This is a genomic window from Pseudomonas multiresinivorans (assembly GCF_012971725.1).
Lineage (GTDB): Bacteria > Pseudomonadota > Gammaproteobacteria > Pseudomonadales > Pseudomonadaceae > Pseudomonas > Pseudomonas multiresinivorans.
In genome coordinates this window covers 5,650,331-5,670,542 of sequence record NZ_CP048833.1, presented here as the reverse complement: position 1 = coordinate 5,670,542, position 20,212 = coordinate 5,650,331, and the positions used below count along the sequence as shown (strand labels likewise).

General features: G+C 65.9%; 23 protein-coding genes and 1 riboswitch. Of the genes, 15 read left to right on the top strand and 8 right to left on the bottom strand.

Annotated elements, in window-relative coordinates:
• Positions 1–441: 441 nt before the first annotated feature.
• The 3 genes from G4G71_RS25935 to G4G71_RS25925 all read right to left on the bottom strand — a co-directional run bounded on the left by G4G71_RS25935 (position 442) and on the right by G4G71_RS25925 (position 3,733).
• On the bottom strand, positions 442–2,352 hold the full coding sequence (locus G4G71_RS25935) for a M48 family metallopeptidase (RefSeq protein ID WP_169941299.1): 1,911 nt from the start codon (positions 2,350–2,352) through the stop codon (positions 442–444).
• A gap of 21 nt (positions 2,353–2,373) precedes the next feature.
• Positions 2,374–2,970, bottom strand: a complete 597-nt coding sequence (locus G4G71_RS25930; protein ID WP_169941297.1) for a LemA family protein — start codon at positions 2,968–2,970, stop codon at positions 2,374–2,376.
• Positions 2,971–3,184: 214 nt separating this feature from the next.
• On the bottom strand, positions 3,185–3,733 hold the full coding sequence (locus tag G4G71_RS25925) for a cysteine hydrolase family protein (RefSeq protein WP_169941295.1): 549 nt from the start codon (positions 3,731–3,733) through the stop codon (positions 3,185–3,187).
• Between the two features lie 101 nt (positions 3,734–3,834).
• Here G4G71_RS25925 and G4G71_RS25920 point away from each other — a divergent pair, with 101 nt between their 5' ends.
• Positions 3,835–4,833 (top strand): GlxA family transcriptional regulator, encoded by a 999-nt coding sequence (locus tag G4G71_RS25920; RefSeq protein WP_169941293.1) that lies wholly within the window; start codon positions 3,835–3,837, stop codon positions 4,831–4,833.
• Here the strand turns inward: G4G71_RS25920 and G4G71_RS25915 are convergent.
• Positions 4,823–5,128, bottom strand: coding sequence for a DUF3303 domain-containing protein (locus G4G71_RS25915; protein ID WP_169941291.1), 306 nt, complete (start codon positions 5,126–5,128; stop codon positions 4,823–4,825). The genes G4G71_RS25920 and G4G71_RS25915 overlap by 11 nt on opposite strands.
• 288 nt (positions 5,129–5,416) lie before the next feature.
• Here G4G71_RS25915 and G4G71_RS25910 point away from each other — a divergent pair, with 288 nt between their 5' ends.
• A complete protein-coding gene (locus tag G4G71_RS25910) occupies positions 5,417–5,671 on the top strand; it encodes a type II toxin-antitoxin system RelE family toxin (RefSeq protein ID WP_169941289.1) in 255 nt (84 codons plus the stop codon).
• Entirely contained in the window at positions 5,655–5,981 is a 327-nt protein-coding gene (locus G4G71_RS25905; protein WP_169941287.1) for a helix-turn-helix domain-containing protein, read from the top strand. The genes G4G71_RS25910 and G4G71_RS25905 overlap by 17 nt, the downstream gene beginning before the upstream one ends.
• Positions 5,982–5,991: 10 nt before the next feature.
• On the opposite strand, the gene G4G71_RS25900 is transcribed toward G4G71_RS25905, so the two are convergent.
• Positions 5,992–6,360 carry a cupin domain-containing protein gene (locus tag G4G71_RS25900; protein WP_054908969.1) on the bottom strand — a complete coding sequence of 123 codons (369 nt, stop codon included), beginning with the start codon at positions 6,358–6,360 and terminating at the stop codon, positions 5,992–5,994.
• Between the two features lie 165 nt (positions 6,361–6,525).
• Between G4G71_RS25900 and G4G71_RS25895 the strand changes: the two genes are divergently transcribed.
• The 8 genes from G4G71_RS25895 to G4G71_RS25860 all read left to right on the top strand — a co-directional run bounded on the left by G4G71_RS25895 (position 6,526) and on the right by G4G71_RS25860 (position 14,367).
• A complete protein-coding gene (locus tag G4G71_RS25895) occupies positions 6,526–7,254 on the top strand; it encodes a class I SAM-dependent methyltransferase (protein ID WP_169941285.1) in 729 nt (242 codons plus the stop codon).
• A 60-nt stretch (positions 7,255–7,314) separates the two neighbouring features.
• Positions 7,315–7,743, top strand: a complete 429-nt coding sequence (locus G4G71_RS25890; RefSeq protein WP_169941283.1) for a VOC family protein — start codon at positions 7,315–7,317, stop codon at positions 7,741–7,743.
• Between the two features lie 59 nt (positions 7,744–7,802).
• Positions 7,803–8,009, top strand: a riboswitch (cobalamin riboswitch).
• Positions 8,010–8,103: 94 nt separating this feature from the next.
• Positions 8,104–10,059, top strand: a complete 1,956-nt coding sequence (locus G4G71_RS25885; protein WP_169941282.1) for a TonB-dependent receptor plug domain-containing protein — start codon at positions 8,104–8,106, stop codon at positions 10,057–10,059.
• Positions 10,059–10,763, top strand: coding sequence for a (2Fe-2S) ferredoxin domain-containing protein (locus tag G4G71_RS25880; protein WP_169941280.1), 705 nt, complete (start codon positions 10,059–10,061; stop codon positions 10,761–10,763). The genes G4G71_RS25885 and G4G71_RS25880 overlap by 1 nt, the downstream gene beginning before the upstream one ends.
• Before the next feature lie 47 nt (positions 10,764–10,810).
• Positions 10,811–11,764 (top strand): ABC transporter substrate-binding protein, encoded by a 954-nt coding sequence (locus G4G71_RS25875; RefSeq protein WP_240964846.1) that lies wholly within the window; start codon positions 10,811–10,813, stop codon positions 11,762–11,764.
• A gap of 92 nt (positions 11,765–11,856) precedes the next feature.
• Positions 11,857–12,951, top strand: a complete 1,095-nt coding sequence (gene ddlA / locus G4G71_RS25870; RefSeq protein ID WP_169941278.1) for a D-alanine--D-alanine ligase — start codon at positions 11,857–11,859, stop codon at positions 12,949–12,951.
• A 102-nt stretch (positions 12,952–13,053) separates the two neighbouring features.
• Complete coding sequence (locus G4G71_RS25865) at positions 13,054–13,878, top strand: aldo/keto reductase (RefSeq protein ID WP_169941276.1); 825 nt, start codon at positions 13,054–13,056, stop codon at positions 13,876–13,878.
• Between the two features lie 102 nt (positions 13,879–13,980).
• On the top strand, positions 13,981–14,367 hold the full coding sequence (locus G4G71_RS25860) for a nuclear transport factor 2 family protein (protein ID WP_169941273.1): 387 nt from the start codon (positions 13,981–13,983) through the stop codon (positions 14,365–14,367).
• A gap of 19 nt (positions 14,368–14,386) precedes the next feature.
• Here G4G71_RS25860 and G4G71_RS25855 read toward each other — a convergent pair whose 3' ends face one another.
• Both G4G71_RS25855 and G4G71_RS29985 read right to left on the bottom strand, forming a co-directional pair.
• Positions 14,387–15,991: a lipase family protein gene (locus tag G4G71_RS25855; protein ID WP_169941271.1), complete on the bottom strand. Its 1,605-nt coding sequence runs from the start codon at positions 15,989–15,991 to the stop codon at positions 14,387–14,389.
• Between the two features lie 10 nt (positions 15,992–16,001).
• The gene (locus tag G4G71_RS29985; RefSeq protein WP_240964845.1) at positions 16,002–16,709 is read right to left on the bottom strand and encodes a peptidoglycan-binding domain-containing protein; all 708 of its coding nucleotides are present in this window, start codon (positions 16,707–16,709) and stop codon (positions 16,002–16,004) included.
• Between the two features lie 408 nt (positions 16,710–17,117).
• Here G4G71_RS29985 and G4G71_RS25845 point away from each other — a divergent pair, with 408 nt between their 5' ends.
• The 4 genes from G4G71_RS25845 to G4G71_RS25830 all read left to right on the top strand — a co-directional run bounded on the left by G4G71_RS25845 (position 17,118) and on the right by G4G71_RS25830 (position 19,347).
• Positions 17,118–17,939, top strand: coding sequence for a class I SAM-dependent methyltransferase (locus G4G71_RS25845; protein ID WP_169941270.1), 822 nt, complete (start codon positions 17,118–17,120; stop codon positions 17,937–17,939).
• A gap of 69 nt (positions 17,940–18,008) precedes the next feature.
• Positions 18,009–18,464 (top strand): DUF3237 domain-containing protein, encoded by a 456-nt coding sequence (locus G4G71_RS25840; protein ID WP_169941268.1) that lies wholly within the window; start codon positions 18,009–18,011, stop codon positions 18,462–18,464.
• A gap of 69 nt (positions 18,465–18,533) precedes the next feature.
• Positions 18,534–18,962, top strand: coding sequence for a thiol-disulfide oxidoreductase DCC family protein (locus tag G4G71_RS25835; RefSeq protein ID WP_169941266.1), 429 nt, complete (start codon positions 18,534–18,536; stop codon positions 18,960–18,962).
• Entirely contained in the window at positions 18,955–19,347 is a 393-nt protein-coding gene (locus tag G4G71_RS25830; protein WP_169941264.1) for a DoxX-like family protein, read from the top strand. Before G4G71_RS25835 ends, G4G71_RS25830 begins: the two co-directional genes overlap by 8 nt.
• Here G4G71_RS25830 and G4G71_RS25825 read toward each other — a convergent pair.
• Complete coding sequence (locus G4G71_RS25825) at positions 19,344–20,087, bottom strand: TorF family putative porin (protein WP_169941262.1); 744 nt, start codon at positions 20,085–20,087, stop codon at positions 19,344–19,346. The genes G4G71_RS25830 and G4G71_RS25825 overlap by 4 nt on opposite strands.
• Positions 20,088–20,212 lie beyond the last annotated feature (125 nt).

Genomic DNA, 20,212 nt, shown 5'->3' with positions numbered 1-20,212 from the left:
GGGTGATTACTTAGTTGGGGTTGGGTGTTTCTGCGTCGCTTCGGTGTGTTCGGATGTATTGGGTTTCGCCCCCTCGGGCGAGTTACTTTCTCAAACGCCAGAAAGTAACCAAAGCGCTTGCCCCTCCATCCGGTTTTTCGCTTGGGGCGAAAAATTCCCTCGTTGAAGCGAAGTTTCAGGGGCACGCCACGACGGGCCATCCCTGGCCCATCGTGGCTCTCGCGACATCCATGTCGCTCAACCCCTGAAACTCCGCTTCAACGATGCCTCCTGAAAGGGGCATTCCGGAACGTGCGGATGTTTCTCTGGAAATCCTTTAAAGCCAGAACCAGAACCAGAGCGAGGGGCTTTTATGTAGGAGCGAGCTTGCTCGCGAACGGACTCCGTTGCGGAATCGGGTTCGCGAGCAAGCTCGCTCCTAAAGATTGGATTGAGGGCGCTTCAGGTCGCCAGCAATGGCGGCATCGGGCAATCCAGGATATCCGCCACCGCACGCATCAGCTCCGCTTCGCCAGCGGTGATGTGCCCGTCGTGCTCGATGCAGCGCGCCAGCGCCTTGAGCAGTTGCGGCTTCTGCAGCGGGCGCAGTTGTTCCAGCTGCTTCAAGGCATTTTCCAGGTCGCGCAGGCTGCCCGCCGTCGGCAAGGGCCGGGGTGTGAAGGGCAGGCCGCTCCAGGCATCGGCGAACGCCTGCTCGGTCTGCAGGTCGCTGGTTTCGCCAACGCGGGCGAGGAAGGCCAGCAGCGTTGCGCAGGCTTCGGATAGGTCCGCCAGTGCCACGTTGCCGATCTTGCCGCTGCCCGGTCGCAGGTTGCGCTCGATGATGCGCAGCAGCGTCCATTCCAGCAGCTTCACCTTGCCGTCCAGCTTGATCAGTAGCGCCATGTTCTCGCGTAGGGCGAGGAAGGCCTTGGCGTCCAGTTGCTTGAGCGCCGGCATGGCCAGGTCGAGCAAGGGCAGGCGCTGGCCCGGATCGAGTTGCAGTAGCGATTCCTCCAGCAGGTCCAGTTGCAGCGCCAGGCTGAGGTTCAGGCGCTGCTTGATCGCTTCCAGCTGGCGTGCTCGCAGGCCGGGGTCGCTGTCCAGCAGCAGGCCGTAGACCAGCGCTTGCGCGCCTTCGCTGTCATGGGCGGCGCGCTGCAGGCGCTCGTCCAGGCGTTGCAGGGTGCTGCGGGCTTCCTGCAGGTGCGCGATGGTGGGCGCGCCGACGGCGGCCACTGCAACGTCCACGGCGCTGGGCTGGTAAGGCTGGCCGGTGACGGCGGAGGTCCAGGCTTGCTTGTTCATCAGCGCCACGTCCAGGCGTGGTTCGAATTTCGGGTAGTTTCCGTCCCAGCCAGGATCGACGCGGCGAATACGGTCCTTCAGCGGCGGGTGGGTGTCGAACCAGCTGCTGCCCACGCCATCGCCGAAGTACATGTGGCTGAATTCTGCCGCGCGCGGGGCGCTGAGCAGGGCGCCCAGCGGGTTGCCGCCGATCTTCTTGAGCGCACCGGCGATGGTCGAGGGATCGCGGGTGAACTGTACGGCCGAGGCGTCGGCCAGGTATTCGCGCTGGCGGCTGACCGAGGCCTTGATCAACTGCCCGAAGAAGGTGCCGACATAGCCGAGTACGTAAAGCACCACGCCGGCGCCGATCACCAGCAGCACCACGCTGCCGCCGCCGTTCTTGTCGTTGCTGCTGCTCCGGCTGCTGATGCGCACGCCAGTGCTGGTCTCGCTCCAGCCGCGCAGCAGCATGCCGCCGATCAGGCCAAGCAGGAGCATGCCGTGGAGCAGGGCGGTCAGCCGGGTGTTGAGCAGCATGTCGCCGTGGTGGATGTGGCTGAACTCGTGGGCGATCACGCCCTGCAGTTCATTGCGATCGAGCTGCTCGATGGCGCCGCGGGTAATGCCGATCACCGCGTCGCGGGGTGTCAGGCCGGCGGCGAAGGCGTTGATCGAGCCGTCTTCCAGCACATACACCGGCGGCACCGGCGAGCCGGAGGCCAGGGCCATTTCCTCGACCACGTTCAGCAGCCGACGCTCGTCGGCGTTACTGGCGCTGAGGTTGAGCAGACAGCCGCCCAGGCTCTCGGCCACGACCTTGCCGCCCGCACTCAACTGCACCTGCTTGTACAGCGCGCCGAGGACGACCACGCCGACGATCACAGCCGCTACCGACAGGTACAGCTCCGGATCGGGCAGGGAGGCGCGCGAGGTCAGGTGCAGTGCGGGCTCGCCAAGGTGACGCCAGAGCCAGCCCAGGGCCAGGCTGGTGATGGTCACGAGGCACACCACGGCGATAGTCAGCAGCAGGACCAGGCGCCCGGTCTGCTTGCGGGCGCGGTCCTGGTGTTCGAAGAAGTTCATCGCGCGTCCTGCGCCGAGGTTTTAGAAGGCGACTTTCGGCGCGGCCTGGATTGCCTTGCTGTCCTCGAACTCGAGCAGGCTGGCGTCCTTGCTGTGGCCGTAGGTGGCGGCCAGGAAGTTGGCGGGGAAGGACTGGCGGTAGGTGTTGTACTCCATCACCGAGTCGTTGTACGCCTGGCGGGCGAAGGCGACCTTGTTCTCGGTGCTCGACAGCTCCTCGCTGACCTGCTGCAGGTTCTGCGAGGCCTTGAGGTCCGGGTAGGCTTCCAGGGTCACGTTCAGGCGCCCCATTGCGCCACCCAGGGCATTCTCGGCGGCGGCCAGTTGTGCCATGCGGCCGGCGTCGCCCGGTTGCTCGGACGCGGCCTTCAGGCCGGCCACGGCAGCGTTGCGCGCAGCGATCACTGCTTCCAGGGTCTCGCGCTCGTGCTTGAGGTAGGCCTTGGCGGTTTCCACCAGGTTGGGGATCAGGTCGTAGCGGCGCTTGAGCTGCACCTCGATCTGCGCGAAGGCGTTCTGGTAGCGATTGCGCAGGGCGACCAGGCGGTTGAACACACTGATCAGCAGGAAGATCACGCCAGCGATGATGGCGAGGGTGATGATCGAAGAAACGCTCATGGGATGTCCTTATCGGCAGGCGATCGAGCGTCGATAATAGCGGAAAGCCAATGAAACGGGTCGCCTCATTCCCGGATGCGGGCGACTGGCCGCAGCTGTAGGAGCGAGCTTGCTCGCGAACCTGCCTGGCACCCTCGGCATCAAGCGGTTCGCGAGCAAGCTCGCTCCTACAGGTAACGCCCAGCTTAAGATTTCCTTGTGGGATCGCTCCGAATCAGCGGTTCAGGTACTCCGAAGTGGACACCACCTCGGCATAGGCGAAGGCGAACGAGGCCATGTAGGCGGCATGGACCTGGGCGGCCGGCACCTTCACGCCGTTGAACTCCAGGTCTAGCGTGGCGCAGGCATCGTGAAGCACGGTCACCGTGTAGCCGAAGTCGGCGGCGGCACGCACCACGCCGTCCACGCACATGTGGCTCATGTGACCGACGACGACCACGGAGTCGATGCCGTGCTGGTCGAGGATGGCCTTGAGGTCGGTGTCGCGGAACGAGTTGACGAAGTGCTTCAGGATCACCGGCTCGCCGGGCAGGTTGGCGACCTTGCCGTGGATTTTCGCGCCGTCGCTGCCGGGGGCGAAGAACGGGGCGTCGGCGCTTTCGAACTCGTGGCGTACGTGCACCACCAGGTCACCGCGCTCGCGGAAGGCGGCGAGCACCTTGGCGGCCTGGTCGGCGGCCGGCTCGATGCCGACCAGCGGCCACTTGCCGGAGGGGAAGTAGTCGTTCTGGATATCCACTAGGATGAGCGCTTGCTTGGCCATTTCCGAATTCCTTTTGAGTGGTGAGGAAGTGGGACCAGTATGGTTCGCCGCTCGCCGAGCGGGGATCAGGTGGAACGACAATAACGAGGGGAAAACTGACAATGGCTGTGGAACGGAGCGTCGTCGAGATCGGGTTGCTGCTCTATCCCGGTGTGCAGACGGCGGCGCTGCACGGGTTGACCGATCTCTTCGCGGTGGCGGAGCGCATCGCCGGTGAAGAGGCCGGCGCTCAGTTGCCTGCGCTGCGCGTCAGCCATTGGTCCGGGGAGGACGGCAGCGAACCGCGACGTGTCTTCGATATGCATCCCGGCGCTGACAGCCGGCTGGTCGCGGTACTCGTCCCGCCCTCGCTGTTCGGCCTGCCCGACGCTGCGCCGCTGCGCAATCTCACCGACTGGCTCGCCGCGCGCCACGGTGAGGGCGCCATCGTCGGTTCAGTCTGTATCGGCGGCCTGCTGGTGGCCGAAGCCGGGCTGCTCGATGGCCGTAGCGCCACCGCCCACTGGAGCGGCGCCGAAGCCTTCGCCAAACGTTTCCCGCGCGTACGCCTGGAGCCGCACAGGCCGATGGTCGACGATGGCGACCTGATCACTTCCGCCGGCCTGATGGCCTGGTCGGAGCTGGGCCTGCGCATCGTCGACCGCCTGCTCGGCCCAAGCATCGCCAGCCGCACCGCACGCTTCATGGTGGTGGAGCACAGCGACAGCGCCCAGCAGTGCGGCAGCAACTTCGCGCCGCTGCTGGGGCATGGCGACGCCGCGATCCTCAAGGTCCAGCACTGGCTGCAGGGCAATGGCGCGGTGGACGTCAGCCTCGCCGCCATGGCCGCCCAGGCCGGGCTGGAGGAGCGCACCTTCCTGCGCCGCTTCCGCGCCGCCACCGGGCTCAAGCCCACCGAGTACTGCCAGCACCTGCGCGTGGGCAAGGCGCGGGAGCTGCTGGAGTTCACCAACGGCACGGTGGACCACATCGCCTACACGGTCGGCTACCTCGATCCGGGCTCGTTTCGCAGCACCTTCCGCAAGATCACCGGAATGGCGCCGAGCGACTACCGCAAACGCTTCGGCGCCAAGCCGGCCGAGGCCGCGCTCAGGGACTGACCGAGGGTGCGTCCGCTGCCTGTTGCGCCAGTTGCGCGAGCAGGGGAGCGTACTCCGCATCAGTCATCGCCGGGTGCACCTGCAGGTGCATCAGGTCGGTCCATTGCAGCATCCAGCGTTGCACGTCGAGCGGGTTCTCGGCTTCCGCCAGGCCGAAGCCGAGCATATGGCCCATGGCATGCCAGCGCCCAACAAGCTTCACACCGGGCGGCGGCAGGCCGCCGGTCTTGAGGAATCGCTGGATGATCTTGTCGCGGTTTTCGATGGGGATGGTCCAGTTCACCAGATAGAGCATGTCGCACCTCCGGCCCGTCCTCGGGCTGTGCTGATGCGCAGACCCGAATCGGCACCGCCGCCAGAGTCGCGCCTGTGTATCCCAGGCTTAACAGCCTCCGGCTGGGAGCGGTGTTCTCTCGACAGGCATAGCAGACGTCAATGAAAGGGGGAGGCCACTGATCAGCCATGGTCAGGGCAGTCGATCGACGGTCGAGGCGGGCGCCTGAGAACCGAGTCCCATAACCGCTGTACTCGCGTTAATATACTTATTGAAAGTCTTATATTGTTGCCTCCCAGCGAGGCAGTCATGAACCGGATCAACTGGACTCGAAAGGCCATTAAGCAGCTCGGCAGGCTCAACAAGGCGGACCAGCCGGCCATCTATGATGCCGTACAGGCGCTGGCCCGGATGCCGGATGTCCAGAATGTGAAGAGGCTTTCCAATCATGCCTACGGCTATCGATTGCGGGTGGGTAATTACCGGGTGCTGTTCGATTGGGACGGCGGCATCCGTATCGTGAATATCGAAGAGGTCAGGAAGCGCGATGAGCACACGTACTAATGTGCAGATCATCAATGGGCCGGATGGCGTGCCGGCTTTCGTGGTCATTCCTTATGCGGAATACGTCGCCAGCCATCCGAAGGAGGACCTTGTTCCCAACGAGGTGGTGGGCTTCATGTTCAAGGACGGGTTGACCGCCATCGGCGCCTGGCGCAGGCACCTGGGCCTGACCCAGGCGGAAGTCGCCGAGCGCATCGGCATCAGTCAGTCTGCCTATGCCCAGCAGGAAGCTGCCACTCGGCCCCGCAAGCCCTCGCGGGAAAGGGTCGCCAAGGCGCTGGGGATTCACGCCGACCTGCTGGACCTCTGAGTATTGCCGGTCAAATCCACCGATCATTCTCCGCCGTGCGCTCGCCGCCCTGATCCCCGGTATTCAGCACACCGCGGGGCTCGATCAGCATCACCTGCACTTCCTGCTCGGCATACGGCTTGTGTTCCACTCCGCGCGGAACCACATACAGCTCGCCAGCCCGCAAGGTCAGCGGGCCGTCGCGGAAGTCGATGCGCAGCTCGCCGTCGAGCACGATGAACGTCTCGTCGGTGTCGGCGTGGCTGTGCCAGACGAAGTCGCCGTGCAGCTTCACCACCTTGAACTGATAGTCGTTCATCTCGGCGATCACCCGCGGTTGCCAGGTTTCGGTAATGCGGCCGAGCTTGTCCTGCAGGTTGATCGGTTGGCGTTGGGTCACGGTGTTTCCTCCTGGGGATCGTTCTCCCGAAACTACGGCGGCCTCGGCGGGCGGTCTTGCAGGAAATTGCGCTTCGATCGCCCCTGCATTGACCTGATCGGGTTGCCGGGCCCGTCCTTGACGCCGACAATCGATCCTTGGCCCGTCAGAAAGGAGTGCCGATCCATGGCGCAGAACATCTACGACAATCCCGAATTCTTCGCTGGCTACGCCCAGCTGCCACGCTCTCAGCACGGCCTGGACGGCGCGCCGGAGTGGGCCTCGCTGCGTTCGCTGCTGCCGCCGCTGGAAGGCCTCGACGTGGTCGACCTCGGGTGTGGCTACGGCTGGTTCAGTCGTTACGCCGCGGAGCAGGGCGCGCGCACGGTGAGCGGGTTGGACGTGTCGCAGAAGATGCTCGACCACGCACGGGCGAACACCGACGCTGCGCAGGTGAGCTACTTCCATGCCGACCTCGACCAACTCGAACTGCCCACCGCGGCCTTCGACCTCGCCTACAGCTCTCTGACCCTGCATTACCTCGCAGACCTGCCGCATTTCTTCCGCAACGTACACGATGCGCTGCGCCCCGGCGGCAGCCTGGTGTTCTCCATCGAACACCCGATCTACATGGCCTCGCTCAAGCCGGGCTGGGTCGTCGACGGCGATGGCCGCCGCTGCTGGCCGGTGGATCACTACCAGGACGAAGGCGAGCGCCGTACCGACTGGCTGGCCAAGGGTGTGCTCAAGCACCATCGCACCCTCGGCAGCATTCTCAATGCCGTGATCGGCTCGGGGCTGACGCTGCGCCACGTCGAGGACTGGGGCCCGAGCGCCGAGCAGGTGCAGGCTATCCCGTCGCTGGCCGAGGAGCGCGAACGGCCGATGTTGCTGCTGGTCGCCGCGCAGCGCTGAAGCGGCGAAAACGCGCGACTATGCTGGAAGGGTCGCGCCCACCCCGCGTCGGAGATCGCCATGTCACAGACCGTTCCCGCCGTCCGCCCCAGCGTCATTCCCTGCCTGCGCTACCGCGATGCGCCCCAGGCCATCGACTGGCTGTGCCAGACCTTCGGCTTCCATCGGCAACTGGTCGTTGCCGATGACCATGGCGGCATCGCCCACGCCCAGCTGGCGATGGCCGACGGCAGCGGCCTGGTGATGCTCGGCTCGCTGCACGACAACGAGTACGGCCGGCTGATGCGCCAGCCCGACGAGATCGGCGGCTGCACCCAGAGCATCTACGTGGTGGTGAAGGACGCCGAAGCGTTGTACCGCGCAGCGGTGGATGGCGGCGCGCAGATCGTCATCGACATCAAGGACGAAGACTACGGCGGCCAGGGCTTCACCTGCCGCGATCCGGAAGGGCATATCTGGAGCTTCGGCACCTACGATCCCTGGCACTGACGCTGCCCTGCAACATCCTGCGCAAGCCCCGAGCTTGACGCTTTCCCTTCGCAAGTGTTGATATGCGCCCCGTTTCAGGTGCCCCCCGCCGCCGTGCGTGGGGTGAAACGGGAAGCCGGTGCGTCGCCTATGTGCGATCAGTCCGGCGCTGCCCCCGCAACGGTAAGCGAGCGGAGCATCCACTAGGCCACTGTGCACCAGCATGGGAAGGCGGATGCCCCAGGACCCTCGCAAGCCCGGAGACCGGCCTGGAACCTGTTTGGCAAACCCGCGGTGGGCGGGCGTGAGCCGGTTCCCGGGGCGCGCTCGTTCCGGGTGTCGCTGCGCCGCCTGCGAAATCCCGATTTCGAGGCGATCACCTTGCATTCTCCTGCTTCCAACTCCCGGCGCGCCTTGCGCTGGACTCCCGTTCTCTCCCTCTGTGCCCTGAGTTCGCAGCTTCTGGCGGCGCCCCTCGACCTGGCCGATGAAATCGTCAGCGCGCCTTCCGTGGAGTCCACCACGGTGGCTGACATGGCGCGCTACGGCAGCAAGCTGGAGGTTATCGACCGCCAGCAGATCGAACGCGCCGGCCCCAGCGCCGACATCACCCGCGTGCTGCAGATGTACGTGCCCGGCCTGTTCATTGCGCCGAAGAACGGCCCGTTCGACTACGGCACTTACTCGCTGCTGGGCGGGCGCAACGACGACACGCTGATCCTGCTGGACGGTGTGCGCCTGAACAACCGCCTCTACGGCGGCATTTACATCGACACCCTGCCGACCACCGCGGTGGAGCGCATCGAGGTGCTCAAGGGCGGCCAGGGCCTGCTGTTCGGCACCCAGGCGGTGTCCGGGGTGATCAACATCGTCACCCGCAGCGCGCGTTCGCGCGAGGCGTCCGGCGAGGTCAATCTGGGCCTGGATACCTTCAAGGGCCGCAGCGGCGATGCCCGCGCGGAGAAGATCGTGCAGAACGGCCTGGGCGACCTCGGCCTGATGGCCTACGTCAGCCACAACCGCTCCGACGGCTACCAGCCGTACCGCGACCAGGACATGACCAGCACGGTCAGCGACAAGCGCCGCTCCTATGACGTCAACGTGTTCGGCGCCAAGGCCATCCAGGCCATCGGCGACGCCTCGCGGCTGGAGCTGTTCTACCAGTACGCCGACGCCGAGCTGGACTTCGCCCGGCCGACATCGAACCACCACACCAGCAACAACCGCGTGCAGCAGATCGCCACGGCGACCTTCCAGCAGAGCGTCAACGACGACTTCAGCTGGTTCGCCAAGACCCACATCAACGACTGGGATACCCGCTACGACCGCGTCTACAACCTGCAGGGCGGCGGCACCCAGGTGCTCAACCACAACGACTACTGGGGCTTTACCGACTGGGGCGCGCAGCTCGAAGGCAAGGCCAGGTTCGGTGGCGGTCACGAGCTGGTCTTCGGCAGCGACAACCAGTGGTACAAGGGCCAGGACGATGTGCTGATCATCGACAACGACAAGGCCGAGTCCCACGCGCTTTACGCCCAGCTGCGCCCACGTATTGACGCGCTGCCCGACTGGCACCCGAGCCTGGGTGTGCGCCGCGAGGAAATCGCCGGCGGCGAAGGCGCCACCGTTTGGATGCTGACCTCGCTCTACGACCTCACGCAGCAGCTCAAGCTGCGCGGCCAGTTCGGCACCGCCTTCAAGCTGCCCACCGCCGAGCAGCTGTTCGTCAACGAGCCCGGTGATGAAGTCGGCAACCGTGACCTCAAGCCCGAGCGCAGCCGCAACGCCGAACTGGGCCTGGACTACACCGGCGAGCTGTTCGACCAGCCGTGGAGCGGCAGCGTCACCCTGTTCCGCCGCGAGATCACCGACCTCATCACCCTCGCGGGCGACCAATGGGTGAACGGCAACGGCGAGATCGAAGTGCGCGGCGTGGAAGCCAACGGCCAGTGGCAGTTCGGCCGCCATTGGCAGCTCTCCGCCGACGCCACGCGCAACCTGGTGGACAGCCGCGAGGGCGTGACGGTGAACAACATCCCGCACTTCTTCGCCCGCGTGCGTGCCGGCTATGACGACAACCTCTGGGGCGCTGGCCTCGCCACGCGATATGTGGGCTCCATCGTCAGCGCCCAGGACGACGACTACGGCCATTACACCGTGCTCGACGGCGATGCCTATCGCTACCTCGACGCGGCCCGCGCGCATCGCCTGAGCCTGCTGCTGGAGAACCTGCTGGACCGTGACTACGCCACCGGCCGCACCAGCAACGGCATCCGCCAGGTAGACAACCTCGGCCGGCCGCGCACCGCCGAGCTGCGCTACACCTTCAGCTTCTGATGAAGGCCATCCTGCTGGTCGGCCCACTGGCCGGGGCCCAGGGCGAGCGCCTGCACCGCGAGGTGTCGGCGCGTCTGGCTGGTGTCGAGAGCATCGACACCAGCGAGGGTTTCGACCTGCTCTGGGCCCGAGCGCGCGCGCAGCTTGCCGATGCCGCGTCGTTGTTGCTGGTCGACCTGGAACCCGCCACCGACGGCGCCTACCTCGACTGGTTGCGCGCCGAACTGGCAGTACTGGCGGATGAGTTTCCGCAGGCGCCGGTGCCGAGCATCACGGCATCGGCGCTGGGCCGGCGTGGGCTCGACGTCGGTGCGGTGCTGGCGGCGATCGACGATCCGGCGCAGCAGCTGGAATGCCGGGGTGTCGGTGCGGTGCCGTCGCAGCCCGACTGGTCCGCGCCGCCGCCGCATCGTCATCACCTGTTCCTCTGCGCGGGGCCGCGCTGCGTGCGCCGGGGCGCGTTACCGTTGTGGAAGACCTTGCGTCGCGAACTGATTCGCCACGACCTCTACGAGAACGCCAAGGGCGCCTTGCTGACCCGCACCGGCTGCCAGTTCCCCTGCAATCGCGGGCCGGTGCTGACGGTCTATCCCGAGCGCGTCTGGTACGGCCTGCGCAGTGATGAGCAGGTTTGTCGGGTGGTGGTGGAGCACCTGCGCGACGGTGTGCCGGTGGCGGATTTGCGCGTGGATGACGAAGCATGAGGCCGGCATGGCTCTTTGTAGGAGCGAGCTTGCTCGCGAACCGCTTGATGCCTTGGGCGCCCGGGAGGGTTCGCGAGCAAGCTCGCTCCTACAGTTCGATCCTGGCGCTCGGGCTGGCGGCGATGCTGGGCATGGCGACGGCCACTGCCCAGGACTACCGCAACTGCGCGCAGGGCTGGCACATCGACCACCCGCCGCAACGCATCCTCGCCCTCAACCAGCACGCTGCCGACCTGCTGCTGGCGCTGGGCGCCGGGTCGCGATTGATCGGTGTGGCCTACATCGATGACGACCTCAACCTGAGTGGCGGCCGCTATCGCGGCGTGCCGCTGCTGGCGCGCCAGTACCCGTCGGCGGAGGCGGTCTACGCGCTGAAGCCGGACCTGGTGGTGGCCGGTTTCGCCTCGGCCTTCCGGTTGGGCAACTTGTCTCGCGAAGAGCTGGCCGGCCATGGTGTCGCCAGCTACCTGTTGGATGCGGGTTGTGGCGTGTGGCAGGACGACCTGTTCACAGGCGTCGAGACGGACCTGACGACGCTGGGCGAACTGCTCGGCGAGCAGCGGCAGGCACAGAAGCTGATCCGCCAGCAACGCACCGAGCTGGCCCAGGCACGCGGCCATTTCTCCGGGACCACACCGCTGGAAGTCTTCTACCTCGACAGCGCCAGCAACGGACTGGAGAGCCAGGGCCGGCGCGGAGTCATCACGCAGCTGCTGCATGCCGCCGGTGCGCACAACCTGTTCGAGGATGTCGACCTGGGCAGCTTCACCGCCAACACCGAACAACTGCTGGCCCGCGACCCGGACGTGATCCTGCTGGCCGATGCGCTGTGGTCCACGGCCGAGCAGAAAAAGAAAACGCTGCGTGCCGACCCGGTGCTGTCGCGTCTGCGCGCGGTGCGCGAAGGGCGCTTCGTGGCCTTGCCCTTCACCCACCTGTTCCCCGGCGTGCACAGCGGTCAGGCCGCCCGTGAACTGGCGCAGGCGCTGCACCGGTTTTGAGCACAAGCGTCCTGTCTGTTCGCTGGCCACTGTTCCTACCCAAGTTCCGGAGCCCGTGTTAGAAAGCGCCCATCGATCCTTGGGAGGTTGTCATGGGCAAGTTGCGCGTTGGAGTGATTTTCGGTGGGCGTTCGGCGGAGCACGAGGTGTCGCTGCAATCGGCGAAGAACATCGTCGATGCGCTGGACCGTGAGCGCTTCGACCCGGTGCTGATCGGCATCGACAAGGAAGGTCGCTGGCACCTCAACGATGCCTCCGACTACCTGCTCAACCAGGAAAACCCGGCCCTCATTGCGCTGAACCGTTCCAACCGCGAGCTGGCCGTGGTGCCGGGTAAGGCCGAGCAGCAACTGGTGGAAACCGGCAGCCGCCAACTGCTCGATCACGTCGACGTGATCTTCCCCATCGTCCACGGCACCCAGGGCGAGGACGGCTGCCTGCAGGGCCTGCTGCGCATGGCCGATATTCCCTTCGTCGGCTCCGACGTGCTGGGCTCGGCCATCTGCATGGACAAGGACGTGAGCAAGCGCCTGCTGCGTGACGCCGGCATCGCCATCACACCCTTCATCACCCTGACCCGCGCCAATGCCGCCCGTACGCCATTCGCCGAGGCGCAGCGCAAGCTCGGCCTGCCGCTGTTCATCAAGCCGGCGAACATGGGCTCGTCGGTGGGCGTCAGCAAGGTCGAGAACGAGGCCGCGTACGACGAAGCCGTGCGCCTGGCGCTGGCCTTCGACGACAAGGTGCTGGTGGAGTCCGCCGTGAAGGGCCGCGAGATCGAGTGCGCGGTGCTGGGCAACGATCAGCCGATCGCCAGCGGCTGCGGCGAGATCGTTGTCGGCAGCGGCTTCTACTCCTACGACAGCAAGTACATCGACGAGGATGCGGCCAAGGTCGTGGTGCCGGCGGATATTCCGGCCGAGGCCGGCGAGCGTATCCGCCAGCTCGCGGTAGACGCCTTTATCGCCCTGGAATGCTCCGGGCTGGCGCGGGTCGACGTGTTCCTCACCGACAGCGGCGAGGTGCTGATCAACGAGCTGAACTCGCTACCCGGCTTCACCCGCATCAGCATGTACCCCAAGCTCTGGCAGGCTGCGGGGATGACCTACAGCGAACTGGTCAGCCGCCTGGTCGACCTGGCCATCGAGCGCCACGCCGCCCGGCGCAATCTGCAGACCAATCGCTGAGCAACGCCTCGCCAGCTGCTTCTGCGCTACCCTGAGTGCCCGTCGCCCAGTTTCGGGCGGCCGGCCCCGTGTCCCGTAACGAACCGTCAGAAGGAGCACGAGATGAACACTGTGGTATTCGCCGACGGCACCGCCGTACCCGCCATCGGCCAGGGCACCTGGCGCATGGGCGAGGACAGCTTCCAGCGCAAGCGCGAGGTCGCCGCCCTGCGCGAAGGCATCGAACGGGGCCTGACCCTGATCGACACCGCCGAGATGTACGGCGAGGGTGGCTCGGAGGAGGTGGTCGGCGAGGCTATTGCCGGGCTGCGCGAGCAGGTCTTCCTGGTCAGCAAGGTCTACCCGCACAACGCCAGCCGGCGTGGCATCCCCGAGGCTTGCGAACGCAGCCTGCGGCGCCTGGGTACCGATTGCCTGGACCTCTACCTGCTGCATTGGCGCGGCCAGTACCCGCTGGATGAAACCGTGGACGCCTTCGAGCGGCTGCGCGAGGCAGGCAAGATCAAGCGCTGGGGCGTCTCCAATTTCGACCTCGACGACATGCAGGAGCTGAACGAGCCGGCCTGCGCCACCAACCAGGTGCAATTCAGCCTGGAGGAGCGCGGCATCGAGTGGGACCTGCTGCCCTGGTGCCAGGAAGAACGCATGCCGCTGATGGCTTATTGCCCGGTTGGCCAGGGCGGTCGTCTGCTGCGCGATCGGGTTCTGGCGGACATCGCCGGCCGCCACGACGCCACCCCGGCCCGCGTCGCCCTGGCCTGGCTGATCCACCAGCCGGGGGTGATCGCCATTCCCAAGGCGGTCGAGCCGCTGCACGTGCGCGACAACGCCGCCGCGCTGCAATTGCGGCTGACGCCCGAGGACCTCGACGCCCTCGACGCCGCCTTCCCGCCGCCGAGCCGCAAGCAGCACCTCGCGGTGGTCTGACCCCGCACCACGCATCTGCCCCGATCGTCGCCCCCGAGGGCGCGGCCGGGGCAGAGTGCTAGCCTTCCTCCATGGCCAAGACGGCCTGGGAGGGCAACAGCGATGAGCAACTACACGGCGGACGGCGCCGCCATCAATCGGGTACTGACCGATTACGTCGAGGGCATGACTTTCGGAGACGAGGCCCGGCTGCGCCAGGCCTTCCATCCTTCCTGCAAGATCATTGGCAATTATCACGGCGCACTGGAGTGGGCCTCGCTGGATGAGTTCATCGGCGCCATCAAGGCCGAATCGCCACCTTCGGAAGGTGCGCCGCCGGCGTGGGAGCTGAAGTCTCTGGACATCACCGGCGACAGCGCGGTGGCCAAGGTCACCGACGAGTTCATGGGCATGCACTTCACCGACTACCTGTCGCTGCTGCAGGTCGGCAACGGCTGGCAGATCATCAACAAGCTCTATTACCTGCACAGCGGCGCCCTGGACAACTGAGCGCCGCTGCCAGGATCGATCAGATGTTGGCCCAGTCGCCACCATCGTTCCAGCCCGACACTACGAAGCGCAGGGTGCCTTTGATGGCCGGGTTGGCGAGATTGCCGTCGCGATCGCTGTCGATGGGCAACGCCACCTGCACGTTGCCGTTCTTCAACTGCTCCGGCGTCAGTTCACTGCTGGCGCTGTTCACCCCGGTGCCTTGCCAGGCATAGGTGATCTTCCACTTCTCGTTGGCGTTGCGCGGTGGCTGCAACTCGATGATTACCGTATTGCGGAACAGGTAACTGCCCTCGTAGTGTTCATTGGGCCATAGCCGCTTCTCGATCTCGTAGTCGGGAACGCGCACGCCCAGGGTCATGCTGTAGGCGAGTGTTCGGCGGCGTGGATTGATCCGTGCGTAGTTGGCGAGGAACACGCTGGACAGGTAGTGGTTGGGCGTGCTCTTCCAGGTCGCGTGGGTCACGCAGGCGGCGGAGTCCTCCTCGGCTGTGCGTCGGGTCAAATACCAGAGCTTGCCGCGCGGAGAGGCGAGCAGCTCGATCTGGTACAGCGCGTTCACCGGCCTTCCGGCAGCGGCATCCTGCACCGCCTTGGGCAGGCGCAGATCGGCGATGTCCAGCCAGATGTCCACGCGCACGTCGCCGAACAGGAAGCGCGTGAGGTTCTGGTAGGCCTCTTCGCTGTTGACGATGCCGAAGAACCCCGAGTGCGAGCGGTAGCAGAACGCCTTGGCGCATTCATCGCCAACAGCCTTGCCCTTCAGCGCACTGAGCGTGGCGTTCTCGATGCGCACCAGACCGTCGCTGCCGTTGCCAACGAAGGTACGCGACAGTCCCGCGGCGGCCTCGTAGTCGGTGCGGTTGGTGCCGACCATGCAGAAGACCTTGCGCGGGGACAGCTCCGACTCCGGCAGCAGGTCGACGCGGCCCAGCGATTTCGGCAGGTTGAGGAACTCGGGCATGCGCGTGCCGCGGTTGAAGTTGCTGATGTCGTTGAGTGTGAGAAACGCAGGTACATTGGTGCCCGCCACATCGATGCCGTTGTGCGGGGTGGCGTAGGTGAAGAACTTGTCCACCGCTTTGCGGGCGTCGTCCGAGCCGCACTTCGGGTTCTGCAGGAAGGTTCGGCAGACCAGGCCGCCCATGGAGTGGGCGACCAGGTAGCAGCGAAAGTTTTCCTTGGTGATGCCGTTGGCGTCGTTGATGCAGGCGAGATCGCGCACCTTCAGGATCAGGTCGCTCAGGCCTTTGCCGAACTCCTCCATGGTCGGGGTCTTGCCGATGCCCAGCAGGGTCGAGGCCGGATCGTAGTAGCGGTAGATGATGATTGAGCGCGCGGCGAGCAGGTTGCCCGCCGCCGGATCGCTCCACTCCGGGTCGAGGATGTCGTAGCCGTCCTCGTAGACGTCGCTGTAGCCGAAATCGCTGCCCAGGCGCACCACGGGCGATTCGAAGACGAACTTGCGAGGTGGCCGGTCGCGCTCGGGCACGGCCCGCATCACGGTGGACCCCAGGTTGAAGCCACAGAACGGGTCGGCGGTGGTCTCGTCCATTTCGCCGCGCGTCATGGCGTAACCACGTACGTAAATGATCGGGAAGAAGGGAGCTTTCATCTTTGCCATGGCAGTCTCCTTACGGCCAGTCGATCTTGAGGGCGCGGGCGGTCGCAGGACCGACCACACCGTCCGCCACCAGGCGGTGGGTCTTCTGGAAGGCAACCACGGCAGCCACGGTATGTGGGCCGTACTCGCCGTCGATTTTGCCGGGGTCGATGCCCAGGGCCTTCAGGGATTTCTGAATTTCCTTGACCTTGGCGCTCTTCACGTTCGGGTCTTCCAGGCGGATGACCTTGGGCAGGGGCTTCAGTCGGGGAGCGGTTAGGCTGCTCGAATAGGTGATGCCCGGGATGCGGCAAAAGTAATCCCACACCCTTCCGCTGACGTTGCCGGCGCGCACGCCCAGGTTGGTGCCGGCGGCCTCCATGGTCTTCCCGGCGCCGTTGCTGATCGCCACGTGGCCCATGGCGCCGGGCATGGGCGGCTTGCGGATGAGGATCACCCCGGCGGTGACCATCGCATCGCGCTCATCGCTGGGCAGCAGGGTGCCGTTCTTCGCATCGGTGACCCAGGCACCGGAATACGCTTCGGTGGTCGCCGGGTTGCCCTTGTTGTTCACACAGCCATAGAGCTTGCCGGTCTTCTGGTAGACGACCCAGGAGACGAACTCTGCGCAGTCCCACGGGCCGTTCCAGTTGGGGTTGTCCTTGGGGACCAGCAGGTTGACGTACTTCTGGCCCTTCTTGGTTTCGGCGAGGTCATAGAGATCCTGTCCGCTTGCCATGTTGTGTTCCTCCGGTTTGCCTGTGCGGCCGAATGCCCCGCTCGGCCGCTGTCCGGCCCAGGCGCGGCACGGCGAGCGTCGGGCGATGCTGAACAGTCGTGGCGACGGAAGGGGAGGAACAACGGTGCGCGGCGGCGCGAATTGCCAGTGCTCGGCTGCAATCGGAGGCGTTCCGACCCTGGGTCTGCCTTCCCTGGATAAGGCTGCGGGGGAACTGCTCTGGCGGGGCTGGATTTGACGCTAGATGTTCGGCCGGGCGCTGTCCAATGCGCACGCCATAAGGCGCGGGTCTTAGAACGCGGGGATCGGTGTCCGGCCCTGGATATGCTCGGCGACAGCTTTTTTGTAAGGCTTGAGTTACAGCCGCAGCGGGCGTTACATGGAACGCTCCAGCCGCGGGAGAACGCCATGCACAAGGTCGAACTCAAGGGCACGCCGGAAACCCTGCTGATCACCCTCTACGCCAAGGCGAAGGAGAGCGAGCTGCCCGACAGCCTGCTGCGCGACCACTTCTCGCGTCGCGCCGTGGAGCAGATCGACTATGACTTCGCCCGCCTGCACATCGGCCGCGCCGAGCAGGTGGGCATTGCCCTGCGGGCCAAGCTGTTCGACGACTGGGTACGCGACTTCCTGGCGCGGCATCCGGCCTGCGTGGTGCTGCAGCTGGGTTGCGGACTGGACAGTCGGATCTTCCGCATCGACCCGCCGTCCACCGTGCAATGGTTCGAGGTGGACTTCCCGGAAGTGATCGCACTGCGCGAGCGCCTGTACCCCGCGCGGGAGAACTGCCACCTGCTGGCCAGCGCGCTGACCACACCGGACTGGTGGCGCGCGATTCCGACAGGGCGGCCGGTGCTGATTCTTTCCGAAGGCGTGCTGCCCTATGTGGAGGCGGACAAGGTTCCCTGGCTGCTGCGCGCCCTGGTGGCGCACTTCCGCCGGGGTGAGCTGGTGCTCGATGGCTACAGCCGCCTGGGTATTCGCCTGCTGCAGTGGAACCCGATGATCCGTCGTACCGGCGCCGTGCTGCCCTGGGGGATCGACGAGCCCCGGGAGCTGGAGCAGCAGGTGCCGGCCCTGCAGTTCGTCGAAGCGATCGCGGCCTACGACCGCGCGCAGATCGCGCGGCTGTCCCTGGCGATGCGCCTGCTCTACGAGATCACCCTGGCCATTCCGGCGATGCGCCGCATGGGCCGGCTGCTGCGCTATCGCTTCGGCCCATCGTCCTGAGCGGATGGCCGCGCTGGCCCACGGCTGCTTTACTGATGCGTCTACGACGCCCTTGCGCAGGAGCTGGCGATGAAGCTCGAGCCGTTGATGGAAATGAACGTGAAGGCCAGCGTGCCGCTGGAAATCGGCCGCGTGCCCCAGGGCCAGCGGCTGATCTCGGCGGCCGGCGGCGGCACTTTCAAGGGCCAGCGCCTGAGCGGCGAAGTGCTGCCCGGCGGCGGCGACTGGATTCTGGTGGACAGCGATGGCGGCTGGCACCTGGAAGTGCGCCTGGTGCTGCGCACCGACGACGGCGCGCGTATCCTGATGCAGCACAACGGACTGCTGGTGGCCAACCCGAAGATCATCCACGCGGTCTCGCGGGGCGACAGCACCGAGTTCGGCGACACCTATTTCATGATCCAGCCGCGCTTCGAGGTTGGCGACGACCGCTACCGCTGGCTCAACCACCAACTGGCGGTGGGCGAGGGCCGGCTGGGGCCGGGCTGGGTCGAATACCGTTTGTACTCCCTCGCCAATGGATGAGCGATGAAGAGCAGGACTTGTCACACAGGGCGGGCACAGTTGGCGCATCAGGGATCTGGAGACGACGCCATGGCTCTGCCCCCCAACATGCAGCCCGACGATAAAGTGGTGCTGTTCGACGGTACCTGCCGCCTGTGCAATGGCTGGAGCCGTTTCCTCCTGCAGCACGACCGCGAGCGTCGGGTGAAGCTGTGCAGCGTGCAGTCCGCCGAGGGGCAGGCGATCCTCGACTGGTTCGGCCTGCCCACCGAGTACTTCGACACCATGCTCTACGTCGATGGCCGCGAAGGCTTCGAGCGCAGCGATGCCTTCCTGCGGGTGATCGGCCAACTGCCGGCGCCGTGGAACTGGTTGCGTGTTCTCTGGCTGATTCCACGGCCGCTGCGTGACTGGTGCTACGACCGTATCGCCCTCAACCGCTATCGCCTGTTCGGCCGCGAAGACCAGTGCCTGGTGCCCTCGCCGCAGTACCGCGGGCGATTCCTCGGCAATGACTAGTGCGGCCATCGCGCGCCTGGCGCTGGGCCTGGTGTTCCTCTACCACGGCCTGGTGCCCAAGCTGCTGTTCCTCAGCCCTGACGAAGTGCGGATGATCGAGGCCCACGGCTGGCCGCTGTCCACCCAGCGCATTGCCGAGGTCGCGGGCGCCGCCGAGATCGTCCTGGCCCTGGCCATCCTGCTGCTGCGCCGCAGCCGCTGGCCGCTATGGCTGGCGGCGGCTGCGCTGGTGGGCCTGCTGGTGGATGTGGCGCTGTTCGCCCCGGAACTGCTGCTGGGCGCCTTCAATCCGGTCTCCACCAATATCGCCGCCCTGGCCTTGTGCGCCATCGCCCTGCTGGGCGAACGGGACGCCACGCCACCCCGTTCGCCACCGCTGCGTTAGAAGCTTCGGGAAACGCTGGCCACTACCGTTGCGGTGCAGGCGTCGCCGAAGCCGAACTGGGTCCGGCATTCGTTCTGCGACAGGTCGGTGTCGATGTAGCTCACCGCCCAGTCGAAGCCCACCCATTCATGGCTCAGCTTGGCCTCCCACTCGTCGTAGGTGTCGCGGGTGCTGCCGTCGCCGGACAGGTAGAGCGGGTCCTTGGCGTCATTGCGACCATAGCGTACGCGCAGCTTGAACTCGGCCGGCAGCTCGGCGTTGTAGGCCAGGTAGGTATAGAGGTTGGCCTGGTCCTCGCCGAAGTAGGTCGGGTAGTCGTTGCCGTAATACGTCCCGACCTCGAAGCCGTAGGCGTGGAGGATGGCGTAGGTGTCGCTCTGGTTGAATTGGCTTTCCTTGGGGTAGGTGTACTTGATGTAGCCCAGGTCCAGGGCGACGTCCTCGTTGGCCTGCCAGTACCAGCCGCCGTAGTAGTCGATCTCCTGACGGGTTTTCAGGCCGCCGCCGAAGTCGACGTTGGAGCTCCACACGCCCAGGTAGGCGCCGGAGGCGTGCTGCAGGGTGGCGCCGACCTGCAGGGCGGGGTCACCCTGGGTCTGCGAGATGCCGCGGGTGCGATAGTCGCTGACCAGCGCGGTGTCGATCTGCAGGTTGAAGTCGTGGCCCAGGTCGACGGCCAGTGCGGAGGTGAGCGGCGCGCAGGCGAGCAGCGCGCCGGCCAGCCAATGGGGGCGATTCATGCGGGGGGTCCCTTTGTTGTGATTGTCTGTGGGCAGAAGAAAAATCCCGCGCAGCGCCGGCTCTTCCGACAGGCCGGAGGGCTTGGCAAGGGGCTGGGCTGGCGGGCAGGGCGCCAGGGTTGTTC